Source organism: Marivita sp. NO-S04 (genome assembly GCF_059070475.1).
This window is the reverse complement of record NZ_CM180980.1, coordinates 347524-360008: the sequence shown is the minus strand read 5'-3', so window position 1 is coordinate 360008 and position 12485 is coordinate 347524. Positions and strand designations below refer to the sequence as shown.

Here is a 12485-nt window from a genome sequence, read left to right as displayed (position 1 = left end):
AAACCACCTATGCCAGAGCGCATTTTCTGCGATGCACAGACTCGAGTCCTACGAGCTGTTAGACCGGAAGTGCAGTTGTCTTAAACACCGTGCGCAGCGCGAAAGAGCTTTGCATCTGCGCCACTCCCGGTAGCCGGGTGAGGTATTGCCGGTGGATGCGGGCGAAATCCTCGGTGTCCTCGGCCACGATCTTGAGGATGTAATCAGCTGTGCCCGCCATCAGATGACATTCCAGAACATCCGGCACCCGCGCCACGGCTTTTTCGAACGCTTCAAGCAGCTCATCCGCCTGACTGCTGAGTTTGATTTCAACAAAGACAGTTGTCGGGATTCCCAGCTTTCGGGCATTGAGCAGTGCGACGTAGTCCCGGATATACCCATCCGCTTCAAGCCTCTGAACCCTGCGATGGCAGGCCGATGCCGACAGGTTCACCGACTCGGCCAGTTCCGCATTCGAGATACGACCCTTGCGCTGCAGGACGCGCAGAATCCGCCGATCTGTGTCATCTAGGGACATGACGCAAGTTTCCTCCCGATAAATTCCCCATTCTTCGAAGGGTCTTCGCAAGATGGTCCGTCTGCCGCCAAAGATCCATACGAAATTGCAACGAAAGAGGCGCATCCTCTCCATAGACAGAGTCGGAGGAGACAGTCATGAAAATCGGATGCCCAACCGAAATCAAACCCCAGGAATTCCGCGTCGGCGTCACTCCGAGCGCGGCACAGGAAGCCGTTGCACATGGCCATACTGTTCTGATCCAGAAAGGTGCAGGCATTGGCGCAGGCTTTGACGACGCGGCTTATTCGGATGCCGGCGCACAGATCATCGACACCGCGGAAGAAGTGTTTGCGACCGCTGACATGATCGTCAAGGTCAAGGAACCGCAGGCAGTCGAGCGCAAGATGCTACGCGAAGGCCAGTTGCTGTTCACCTACCTGCACCTTGCGCCGGACCCCGAGCAGACCCGTGATCTGCTCGCCTCGGGCTGCACCGCGATCGCCTATGAAACCGTAACCGACCGCACTGGCGGCCTGCCCCTGCTGGCCCCGATGTCCGAAGTGGCTGGCAAGCTGGCCCCGCAAATGGGCGCATGGACCCTGCAAAAGGCCAATGGCGGCCGCGGCGTTCTGATGGGCGGCGTGCCCGGCGTTACTCCGGCACAGGTTGTGGTGATCGGTGGCGGTGTTGTCGGCACCCATGCGGCCCGCGTCGCTGCTGGCATGGGCGCAGACGTAACGGTTCTGGACCGCTCCCTGCCCCGCATGCGCTATCTCGATGACGTGTTCGGGGGCACCTTCCGCACCCGCTACGCCAGCCAAGCGAACATTGCCGAGATGATCACGACCGCCGACATGGTTGTCGGTGCCGTGCTTATCCCCGGTGCTGCTGCCCCCAAACTGGTAAGCCGTGCTGATCTTGGCCTGATGAAGCCGGGTTCCGCGCTTGTGGACGTGGCTATCGACCAAGGCGGTTGCTTCGAGACATCGAAAGCCACAACGCACGAAAACCCGATCTACGACGTGGATGGCATCATGCATTATTGCGTCGCCAACATGCCGGGGGCTGTTGCCCGCACCTCGACTATCGCGCTTGGCAACGCAACGATGCCGTTCATGCTGGCGCTTGCCGACAAAGGCTGGCAGCAGGCCTGTGCCGACGATCCACACTTGCTTGCAGGCCTGAACGTGCACGCTGGGAAGCTGACTTATGATGCGGTGGGTCAGGCGCTTGGTCTTGATGTGACAGAACCAAAAACGCTGCTCAAAGCAGCGTAATCCAGACATCCAGCGCCTCTCCGGCGAGGGTGCTGGCATGGGCTTGGTCGGATCACGTTAATCGCGCGGTCCGACCAAGCGATCAATCGGTGCGTAATCGTCGGTCAGATAGACGCCTGCCGCTGCAAGCTGGTCCACAAATCCGGGACCAAGCGCGGCAAAGGTCGTTTGTTCAGGCGCGGGCACTGAAAAGCTGCTTGTCGGAGTTTCCGACACGCCTGCGGCAATCACCATCACGACCCGCTCACCGGGTGCTGGACGCCTCGCTTCGGCCCAAACCTCAACCACCGGGAACACGTCGCGGAGCGTTGTGACAAGGCTGCCCACCGCCTGCATCCGATCCGCATAGTCGATCACGTTCATCAGGTACGTGCCCTCCGGTGTCAGCCGGTCGCGGATCAGCGCAAAGAACTCGGCCGTCACCAGATGCTGCGGAACGGCGGTATCGGTGAATGCATCCCCGATCACAACGTCGTAGCGCTGATCCTCAGTCAAAAGCGCTCGCCGCGCATCCATGTGCAGCACACGAACCTGTGTCGGGTCAAACCAGAAATCCCGCTGCGCGAGGTCTGTCACCGCCGGGTCGATCTCGGCCACGGTTGTCTGAGTAAACCCGCGATGCGCAAAGGCTCGGGGAAGCGCGTAATTGCCACCGCCAATGTGGAACGTCGCAGGATCGGCAGTTGGAGCGCGAAGGCGGGTCAGGGCGTCGAGCATCGCGGCGTGATCGGTGAACATGACGTCAGGTGCGTCTTGGGCGGAAATCCCGTGCACCAAATGGTCGATCACCATTGCGCGTGTCGGGCGTGACGCATCGGCAGACACATCAACCGACTGCAGGCAGAAATACCGGCTTTCAAGCGTGCAAGGACCTTTTGACAGGCCCGAGTACAGCGCCAGCGCTGCCAGCGCGACAAGGCTTGTCCCCTGTACCAATTGCAACCGTTTGCCCAAGGCAAAGCACAGCGCGGCTCCTGCAGTATAAACAAGCGTTACCGTGGTCAGCGTCCACAGGCTGCCCAGAAACGAGATAAACACAAACCCGGCAAGCAGCGTGCCGACGATGGCACCAATAGCGCCCGACGCGAACATAGCGCCCAATGCCTGCCCTTGCCGCGACGGGCCGGACAGCGACACCTGCGTCAGCAACGGAGCCGGGATGCCTGCAAAGAGCGAGGGCAGAAAAAACGCCGCCAGCGTCAGGCCGGTAATGCCCCAGACAGGTTGCGGGAACGCGGACAACACGGGCTCAGCCGAGGCACGCAGCGCGACACCCGCAAGAGCAGTTGTGACAGCTGCAGCAACCAACGCCCAAGCGGTTGCTGCCATCGGGTTGATGCCGGGGCGATCCGCCAAACGCCCACCCCACCAATGCCCGGCGGAAAAGCCCGCCAAGACAACGGCAATGACCGAGGTCCACGTATAGAGCGACATACCGACGTAGGGCGCGAGCATCCGCCCAGCGACGATTTCCACCACCATCGAGGCGGCTGATACGGTGGCTTGCAGGGCGACAAGCAGCCAAAGGGGCGCTGTGGGCATGATAACTCCGCGCGTTTGCGTTTGCCGCATCTTGCGGAGCATGCGCGCGAAGGCAAGGGAGGTTTGTCTTAGGCCAGTGCCAGAACAGGCCCATCCAGCAGGCGCATCAGGTCGCCGAAATAGCCGCCAGACCGGGCGGGCTGGTTTGGATCTGAGGTGATCGACACCGCGAGATTGCGGGCTTTGTGCGACGCGATGATCTGCCCGCCATAGCCCCGCGCCAACGTGTAGCCCGAGGGCGACAGGAACCAGCCATAGCCATAGGACAGACCCGACCAAGGTGACCGAGCGTAGGGCACAGTTGAGGCGGTGATCCAGCTTTCTGGGATCACTTGTGCGTTTTCATATCGCCCGCCGTCACGCATCAGCTTGGCGATCTTAAGCATGGCCGTCGGGCGCAATGCCATTTCATTGCCACCCATGTAGTAGCCTTGCGGATCACGCGTCCATGGCGGGATCTCGATATCCAAGGGTCGCCCCAGCCGTTCGCGGGCTTGCGCCAGAAGGCTTTGCCCCGTGGCCTCGGTCAAAGCAGCCCCAAGGATATGTGTCGATCCGGTCGAATAGAGCATCTGCCCACCGGGTTCAGCAACCATCGGCCGGGACAGGGCATCGGCCAGCCAGTTTCGGGAATTGACCCACGCGCCGTAATTCTGTCCCGAAGTCCGCTCAAGCCCGGCGCGGAGAGTAACAAGGTCTTCCAGCGTGATTTCCCCTGCCCCGGCGGTCGCACTGGCGGGCAGAATATTGGGCGCAACTTCGGACAGGGATGCCGTCACTGACGTGACCTCATCCCGGTCGATGGCCGCCCCAAGCAAAAGTGCCACGATGCTCTTGGAGCAGGATTTGATATTGGCCAGACGACCCAGACCGGGACCGCGCGGCGCTTCGGCAAAAAGCGTGTCTGCGCCGCGGCTGATCTGGAGCGAGTGTAACTGTGGCAGAGCATCAAGAGCGCTGCGCAGGTCGTCGGCCTGTGCCCGCGCGATGAACGGTGTGGACAGCGCGGCGGCTGTCGCTGCGAGGAAAGTGCGGCGATACATCATGAGGTTGGGTGTAACGCCCCGCAGCCGCGTGTCCAGAACAGCACTTTCACGACTACGTGCACTGGGGCGGATCATATGACCCGCCCCATGCTTGCGTCAGCCTAAGTGATGCACTTCTTGCAGGGCATAGACCGGGGTTGGAATGCCCTCCATCCGGGCCTTGATCTGCAGGGCAAGGAACTGCGAATAGTGCCGGGACTGGTGAAGGTTTCCGCCGTGGAACCACAGATTATCCTGCTGCGTCGGCTTCCACATGTTGCGCTGTTCGCCCTCCCATGGGCCGGGGTCTTTGGTGGTGTCCGACCCCAGTCCCCAGACCTTGCCCACCTTGTCGGCCATGTCCTGACCCATCAGATCAGCGACCCAACCATTCATCGAGTTGTAGCCTGTGGCAAAAACGATCAAGTCCGCTTCAAGCTTTTCGCCCGAATCGAGGATCACACCGTCGTCGACGATCTCGGTGACCTGCCCACGCTTGAGCTTGACCTCACCATCGATGATAAGCTGGCTTGCGCCCACGTCGATGTAATAGCCGGATCCACGGCGCAGGTATTTCAGGAACAGACCGGACTCGTCATCCCCCCAATCGAGCCAGAAGCCGGCCTTCTCCAAACCATCGTAGAATTCTTTGTCCTGTTCCTTCATCGCGGCATAGGCCGGGATCTGGAATTCGTGCAGGATGGCATAGGGCAGTGAGGCAAAGATCAGGTCCGCCTTTTCGGTCGTCACACCGGCATTGACCGCACGTTCGGAATAAAGGTCTCCCAGACCGATCTCCATCAACGTGTCAGAGCGCACGATATGGGTCGACGAGCGCTGCACCATCGTCACATCGGCGTCATGCTCCCAAAGAGCGGCACAGATGTCGTGCGCCGAGTTATTGGAACCAACGACAACGCATTTTTTTCCCTTGTAGAGATCCGGGCCCGGATGCTGCGAAGAATGATGGATATCGCCTTTGAATGTGTCCATGCCCGGAAAGTCAGGAATGCGCGCCTTGCCGGACATGCCCGTCGCCATGACAAGCTGCTTGGGGCGCAGGGTGACTTCTTCCCCGTCGCGGTCGACCACGACGGTCCATTCCTGCTTGGCCTCGTCATAGGTCGCGGATTTGGCGGTGGTGCGAGTCCAGTAATTCAGCTCCATCACCTTGGTGTACATCTCGAGCCAGTCACCGATCTTGTCCTTCGGCGCAAAGACAGGCCAATTCTCGGGGAACTTGATGTAGGGAAGATGATCATACCACACCGGGTCATGCAGGCAGAGCGACTTGTAGCGCTTTCGCCAGCTGTCACCGGGCCGTTCATTGCGTTCGACGATGATGGTCGGCACACCCAACTGTCGCAGACGCGCCCCAAGGGCGATCCCGCCCTGCCCGCCGCCGATAATGAGAGTGTAGGGCTGGGTCGTGTAGCCCAACTCCTTGGCCTCGCGCTCACGCTCTTCCGCCCAGGTTTCGCGGTTTTTGCCGGCGCCGTGTTTTGCCCCCAGAGGACGATCAAACCCTTTGGGTTCTTCATGGCCCTTCAACTCGACCATCGTGGTCAACAACGTCCAGATCTTCCCTTCGCGCAGCCGGATCAGACCATAGCCGCGCGCCACTTCCGTCTCGAACGTGATCCAGGCGGTCACGATCCCGCCGTCTTCGGTCACCACCTCGCCTTCGGCAATGGCCCAATTGTGCGGTTTGGTCGTGGCCAGCTGGTGCTTCAGCATATCCCCAACCTGATCCTTGCCTTCGACTGTTTTGATATTCCAGGTGAAGGTGACAAGGTCGCGCCAGTAACAATCATCTGCGAACATCTCGCGGGCGCGGGCGATGTCACCGTCTTCCAGCGCTTTCCCGAATTCATCAAGAAAGGCCTGCGTTGTGTCAGACAATGTCGAGTCGAGCATAAATTCCTCCCAGATTTTTGCTGTTCTGATCTGAGAGTGCCAACAGCGACGCTTTGACGCTAGGGAAACTTTGGTCGTGTTGCGGGATCGGCGGTTTCCAGTGTCTGATGCCGAGACGTAAAAAGCCCCGCTGAACCAGCGGGGCTTTCTGAATTCAAAACTCTGAGTCGCTTATGCGGCCAGTGCGCCTTTGGCTTGATCAACGATCGCGTTGAACGCTTCGGGCTCGTGCACGGCCAGATCGGCCAGCACTTTGCGGTCCACTTCGATCCCGGCCAGATTCAGGCCGTTGATGAAACGGGAATATGTCAGCGCTTCGTCGTGCAGACGCACAGCTGCGTTGATCCGCTGGATCCACAGCGCGCGGAAGTTGCGCTTGCGGTTCTTGCGATCGCGTGTGGCGTACTGGTTGGCCTTGTCAACGGCCTGACGTGCAACCTTGAAGGTGTTCTTGCGGCGGCCATAGTAACCTTTGGCGGCCTTGATGACCTTCTTGTGACGGGCGTGTGTGGTGGTTCCGCCTTTTACTCGGGACATATCAATTCCTCCTTAGCGCGCGTAGGGCATCATCGGCTTGATGATTTGCTCATCAGCCTTGGACAACACGGTTGTTCCGCGCGCGTCGCGGATGAACTTCTTGTGGCGCTTGATCATACCGTGGCGTTTGCCAGCCTGACCTGCCTTGATGCGGCCCGTGGCCGTCACCTTGAACCGCTTTTTGCAGCTCGACTTCGTCTTCATCTTCGGCATTTCCGTCTCCTGTCATTGGGTCGGTGTGCGCGCGACTCGGTATGCCAATTCGACCGGTCCCGCGGGTAGAGCGCGCCGTATAGGCGGGCTTTGAGGGCGATGCAACTGTTTCAGAGCAGACTGTCGGGGATTTTCTGCTCTGCCGCTGTGTTGGCGCGCCGAAACACCAATGTCACGCAGGTTGAGACAATCACGATGAACAGCGAATAGAGAACCGGAACCGCCATAATCGCCTGCGCCTCGGTTCCCTGAAAGGTGAAAACGATGATCGCAATCGCAAGTGGACCGTTCTGAATGCCGGTCTCAAGCGCGACGGTTCGGGCATTTCGGGGATGCAGCCGAAGGGCGCGGGCAAAAAGATAGCCGATGGTGATCCCGAACAGCCCCAGACCAATCGACGCGATATAAGTGGCCGACGTGGTTTCGAGAAGGAACTGCCAGTTGCGGGGAATCCAGCTGACCATCAGGAACAGAATAAAGAACAGCGCCAGCGCAGAGCCGAAGAACTCTGTCACTGCGCCCACGTTGGCACTCAGCTTGCGCAGCAACATTCCAATGGCCACTGGCACCAGCAGCAAAACCAGCGTGACAATGATATTTTCGCGCGGGATCTCGAGGTTAAGCGCCGAGGCATAAAGCACCAGAACAAGCGGGATCATCACCACGCCGGTCACCGTCGATGTGACGGTCATCAGAACCGACAGGGCCAAGTTGCCTTTCGAAAAGTAGGTAAAGATGTTCGACGTCGTCCCGCCCGGCATACATGCCATGATCAGGATACCCAGCGCGATGGTTTCCGGCACAACTAGGAAAGTCGCCAGCAGGAACCCGATCAGCGGCATGAACCCGTATTGCGAGATCACCCCGATGGCCAATCCGTAGGGACGGCGCAAAGCCAGATAGAAGTCGCGTGGTGTGAGGGACGCGCCCATGCCCAGCATGATAACAAAGATCATTAGCGCCAGCAGCGCCTGCTCAAATGCACCAACCATGCCGATTACTCCGCTGCGATGCGGGCCAGTTCTTCGGCGCGCAGGTCTTTTCTGAGGATTTTGCCGACGTTCGATTTCGGCAGCTCATCGCGAAATTCGACCCGCTTGGGTACTTTGTAGGCCGTCAGATGTTTCTTACAGTGCGTACGGATGTCCGCTTCGGACAGACCGCTGTCTCGTTTGACGACAAAAGCTTTCACCGCTTCGCCTGTTCCATCGTCAGGAACGCCGATCACCGCCGCCTCCAAGATACCGGGGTGCAGGGCAAGACAGTCTTCGACCTCGTTCGGATAGACGTTGAAACCCGAGACAACCACCATGTCCTTTTTCCGGTCAACGATCCGGAAATAGCCATCAGGGTCCATGACACCGATATCCCCGGTCAGGAACCATCCATCGCGCAGAGCATGCCCACTTTCATCAGGTTTGTTCCAATACCCGGCCATAATCTGCGGACCTTTGGCGGCGATCTCTCCGGTTTGGCCTTGGGCAACCGGCATTCCAGCTTCGTCCAGACAGACGACCATGGTACCGGGCACGGGTATTCCGATGGACCCATCGCGCGTCTTGCCAAGTGGGTTGAACGTCAGGACCGGCGACGTTTCAGTCAGACCATATCCCTGCAACACGGGCTTGCCGGTGACGCCTTCCCATTTCTGCGCCACAGCCGCTTGCAGCGCCATGCCGCCGGCGGACGAAAACTTAAGAAACTTGGGTGGGCTGTCGGTAAACCAGACCTCGTTGGTCAGCCCGTTGAACAGTGTGTTCACACCGCTCATCCACGTGATCTTGTAGTTCTCGAACGCGCGTTTGAGGTTCGACAGGGGCCGTGGATTGGGGATCAGGATGTTGCGTGCGCCCAGCCAGTAGAAGGCCAGCATGTTCACCGTGAAGGCGAAGATGTGATAGAGTGGCAGCGCGGTCAGGGCGACTTCCTTGCCCTTTTCCACGCCTTCCAGCATCTCCATCGTTTGTTCCATGTTCATGATCAGGTTGGCATGGGTCAGCATCGCACCCTTGGCCACACCTGTGGTGCCGCCGGTGTACTGGAGACAAGCCACATCATGAGCATCGACGCTTTGGGTGTAGACATCCGCCTCAATCCGTTCGCGCTTCATATGATCGCGTCCGGCAGTCACGGCATCGGGAAAGCGAATATGAGCCACCTCGATGGGCTTGACCGACTTGTCCCAATGCTTTTGCACCAACCCAACAATGCCGCGTGGCAAGACGGGCAGGAATTCCGCGACGCGGGTCACGATGATGTTGGGGATCGGATGCCCTTGGGTGGCCGCCGGTATCTTGTCGGCAAACATGTCCACGATCACCAGCGCATGCGGTTCGGCATCGGAGAACTGCTTGGCCATCTCGTCCGCCGTATAAAGCGGGTTGACGTTCACGAGAATGCAACCCGCCTTTAGAATACCGAAGGCGGCAATCGGGAAGGACAGACAGTTCGGCATCTGAAGCGCGACGCGATCCCCCTGCCCCAAGCCTGCGACCTCGCGCAGGTAGACGGCAAACGCGTCAGACATCTCGTCGACCTGCTGAAAACTCAGCGTGCCGTTCATGCCGTTGGGCAGGCAGGTCGTAAATGCCGGTGCGGTGCCAAATGTGCTCGACACCGAACGGATCAAATGCGCAAGGGTGCGATACGATGCGGTTTCGATATCCTTTCGGACTGTCGGACCGTAAAACGCTGTCCACGGACGCGCTTCTGGTGTCATGCCATTCTCCTCTCAATGCATCGTCGTGCCCCCTCCACGGAACAAGCGGTGCTTTTCAGAGAATAGCTAAAGGCATAAAGCAGATTGATCTATAGTGATCGAACGTCACAAACGTCTGATACTTGGATCAGGTGAAGCCCTGCAGCACGCGTTTGACCATCGCGGGAATCGCCTCGATCGAATAGCCCCCGGGCTTGTTCGAGATCGCCCAGACCAACATCGTCCCGGCGATCATCAAGGTGATGGTGGCGATCCTAGGCCTTTCCCCCCTTGAGACAGAGGAGACGACCGCAGGAATGGACAGAACCCCAAGAGCGAGGCCCACAACAAAAAGAGTGTCAGGTTCCATGACCGACATGCTCCCACTGGTTACACAGTGGGGAGATTACTCCGGATCGGTGTTGTAGATCAAACGTTCGTCGCAGGGTGCAACACGAAGAATGTTTGTTGTGCCCGGAGTGTTGAACGGCACACCGGCTGTCACGAGGATCTGATCCGTCGTTTCCGCATATCCACCTGCACGCGCTGCACGGGCCGCGTTGACCACAGCTTGTTTAAAGCGCTCCAATTCACCGGTGATGACGCATTCCGTTCCCCAAGTAAGAGCGAGACGGCGCGCAGTTCGAACAGAGTTGGTCATGGCGATAATCGGCACGCGCGGACGTTCCCGCGCAGTCAGTAGCGCAGTTGTCCCAGACGACGTAAAACAACAGATCGCTTTGATGTCGGTAGTTTCCGCAATCTCGCGTGCGGCCGCCACGATTCCGTCGGCCACAGTGGCCCGCTTTGCGACCCGTGAAGCTTCCATGATCTCTGTATACGTGGGGTCGCTTTCCACTTCGATGGCCACGTTGTTCATCGTCGTCACAGCTTCGACCGGATAATCCCCCGCAGCGGATTCCGCAGACAACATGATTGCATCCGATCCTTCGTAGATCGCCGTTGCCACATCCGACACTTCGGCGCGGGTGGGCATCGGAGATTCGATCATTGATTCGAGCATCTGAGTCGCCACGATCACGGGTTTCGCCGCGGCACGGCAGCGACGGATCAAACGCTTCTGGATGGGCGGTACGTTCTGCACCGGCAGTTCCACCCCCAGATCGCCGCGTGCGACCATGATCCCATCAGACACTTCGAGGATTTCATCGAACGCTTTTACGCCTGCAGGCTTTTCGATCTTTGACAAGATCGCAGCGCGGCCCTTGCAAAGCTCACGCGCCTCAATCACGTCCTGCGCCCGCTGCACGAAGCTGAGCGCGAGCCAATCAACACCAAGATCGGCCACGAATTCCAGATCGCCACGATCCTTTTCCGACAACGCCGCCAATGGCAGCACCACGTCCGGCACGTTCACACCTTTGCGGTTGGAGATCGTGCCTCCGGTCATCACCGAGCAATCTGCAAAATCTTCACCACAAGCTTCGACCTTCAGGCGGATTTTCCCATCATTTACCAATAGATGCGCGCCGGGTTCCAGCGCCGCGAAAATCTCGGGGTGCGGAAGCGTAACCCGGTTGATGGAACCCTCTTCTTCGGACAGATCAAGCCGGAACGACGCGCCTTCAACCAATTCCTCTTCACCATTGGCGAACACGCCAACCCGAAGCTTTGGCCCCTGAAGGTCGGCCAGAATGCCGATTGTACTATCACAATCCTTTTCCACCTGCCGGATGATGGCATGGCGCTCGGCGATCTCGGAATGGCTCCCATGGCTCATGTTCAAGCGGAAGACGTCGGCTCCGGCCTCGTGCAAGGCTCGGATCATCTCATAGGTGCTCGAGGCTGGGCCAAGGGTGGCCACGATTTTCACACTCCGCAAACGTCTCATCGGGAATTCCGTCCTTCAACTGTGTTTTGGGCGATCCCGCTGCCGATCAGGGCTCGCTGGAATCACGCGCGATGGGGCAAGATAACACTGCCATGTTACCGCTAACTTCAGCTTTGGGTTATTGCCCATTTCCCTTTCCTGCGCAACTCAACTATCTGATGCGCCCGGGAGATCACACACCTATGACACATGTGCCTTTTTTTGTGCATGGAGAGAACCGGTCCTCGCGTTGGCTGATCACCTGCGATCACGCGACGAACACTGTGCCACCTGAATTAGGAGGAACGCTTGGACTGCCCGAAGCAGACATGGCCCGACACATTGCCTTCGATCCCGGTGCGGCAGGTGTAACCCGTGCCTTGGCCGATGCTTTGGGGGGAACGGCGATACTGTCGAACTTTTCCCGTCTCGTCATAGACCCGAACCGGGGCGAGGATGATCCGACGCTTTTGATGCGACTGTACGACGGGTCCGTCATTCCCGGCAATCGAAACGCCGATTCCGCGGAAAAGGCACGCCGTCTAGACGCCTACTATCGACCTTATCATGACGCGCTGTCCGCGTTGGCGGCACGGCGCAATGATACGGTGATCGTGGCAGTGCATTCCTATACTCGACAGCTCAAATCGCGCCCAAGCCGTCCGTGGCATGTCGGCATCCTGCATGCCTACGACCGCCGACTGTCCGACCCGCTGATCGCAGCACTGGAGGCAGAGCCCGATCTGGTGGTCGGTCGGAACGAACCTTATCCGGGACATCTGCCGGGCGATGCGATTGACCGACACGCTTTGCATCATGGCCGCCTGAACACACTTATCGAAGTGCGCAATGATCTGATCGCGACCGAGGCCACACAGACCGCTTGGGGCGAACGCCTCGCGCCACTTCTGCAAGCGGCCTTAGCACAGATGACAGATTGAACCGG

The 12485-nt window shown here is 59.0% G+C and carries 12 protein-coding genes; 2 read left to right on the top strand and 10 right to left on the bottom strand.

The genetic code is table 11. The features are described from left to right. Positions 1 to 58 precede the first annotated feature (58 nt). Positions 59 to 517 carry an Lrp/AsnC family transcriptional regulator gene (locus ACK3EW_RS01885; protein WP_085628119.1) on the bottom strand — a complete coding sequence of 153 codons (459 nt, stop codon included), beginning with the start codon at positions 515 to 517 and terminating at the stop codon, positions 59 to 61. Positions 518 to 654: 137 nt separating this feature from the next. Between ACK3EW_RS01885 and ald the strand changes: the two genes are divergently transcribed. Next, positions 655 to 1776, top strand: a complete 1122-nt coding sequence (gene ald, locus ACK3EW_RS01880) for an alanine dehydrogenase (RefSeq protein WP_493808224.1) — start codon at positions 655 to 657, stop codon at positions 1774 to 1776. A 57-nt stretch (positions 1777 to 1833) separates the two neighbouring features. On the opposite strand, the gene ACK3EW_RS01875 is transcribed toward ald, so the two are convergent. The 9 genes from ACK3EW_RS01875 to pyk form a co-directional block, all read right to left on the bottom strand. Next, positions 1834 to 3318 carry a fused MFS/spermidine synthase gene (locus ACK3EW_RS01875; RefSeq protein ID WP_493808223.1) on the bottom strand — a complete coding sequence of 495 codons (1485 nt, stop codon included), beginning with the start codon at positions 3316 to 3318 and terminating at the stop codon, positions 1834 to 1836. Between the two features lie 68 nt (positions 3319 to 3386). Continuing rightward, positions 3387 to 4364: a serine hydrolase domain-containing protein gene (locus tag ACK3EW_RS01870; protein WP_493809787.1), complete on the bottom strand. Its 978-nt coding sequence runs from the start codon at positions 4362 to 4364 to the stop codon at positions 3387 to 3389. 96 nt (positions 4365 to 4460) lie between these two features. After that, positions 4461 to 6260 (bottom strand): NAD(P)-binding domain-containing protein, encoded by a 1800-nt coding sequence (locus tag ACK3EW_RS01865; RefSeq protein WP_493808222.1) that lies wholly within the window; start codon positions 6258 to 6260, stop codon positions 4461 to 4463. Between the two features lie 171 nt (positions 6261 to 6431). Next, complete coding sequence (gene rplT, locus ACK3EW_RS01860) at positions 6432 to 6797, bottom strand: 50S ribosomal protein L20 (protein WP_085628114.1); 366 nt, start codon at positions 6795 to 6797, stop codon at positions 6432 to 6434. 12 nt (positions 6798 to 6809) lie between these two features. After that, a complete protein-coding gene (rpmI, locus tag ACK3EW_RS01855) occupies positions 6810 to 7010 on the bottom strand; it encodes a 50S ribosomal protein L35 (RefSeq protein ID WP_085628113.1) in 201 nt (66 codons plus the stop codon). Between the two features lie 110 nt (positions 7011 to 7120). Beyond that, positions 7121 to 8002 (bottom strand): bile acid:sodium symporter family protein, encoded by an 882-nt coding sequence (locus tag ACK3EW_RS01850; RefSeq protein ID WP_439120823.1) that lies wholly within the window; start codon positions 8000 to 8002, stop codon positions 7121 to 7123. Between the two features lie 5 nt (positions 8003 to 8007). Further along, positions 8008 to 9729 carry an AMP-binding protein gene (locus tag ACK3EW_RS01845; protein WP_493808221.1) on the bottom strand — a complete coding sequence of 574 codons (1722 nt, stop codon included), beginning with the start codon at positions 9727 to 9729 and terminating at the stop codon, positions 8008 to 8010. A gap of 127 nt (positions 9730 to 9856) precedes the next feature. Continuing rightward, complete coding sequence (locus tag ACK3EW_RS01840; RefSeq protein ID WP_085628110.1) at positions 9857 to 10078, bottom strand: hypothetical protein; 222 nt, start codon at positions 10076 to 10078, stop codon at positions 9857 to 9859. Between the two features lie 36 nt (positions 10079 to 10114). Then, positions 10115 to 11560, bottom strand: a complete 1446-nt coding sequence (gene pyk, locus ACK3EW_RS01835) for a pyruvate kinase (protein ID WP_493808220.1) — start codon at positions 11558 to 11560, stop codon at positions 10115 to 10117. Between the two features lie 182 nt (positions 11561 to 11742). On the opposite strand from pyk, the gene ACK3EW_RS01830 reads away from it, so the two are divergent. Further along, positions 11743 to 12480 (top strand): N-formylglutamate amidohydrolase, encoded by a 738-nt coding sequence (locus ACK3EW_RS01830; RefSeq protein WP_493808219.1) that lies wholly within the window; start codon positions 11743 to 11745, stop codon positions 12478 to 12480. The last annotated feature ends 5 nt before the right edge of the window (positions 12481 to 12485 follow it).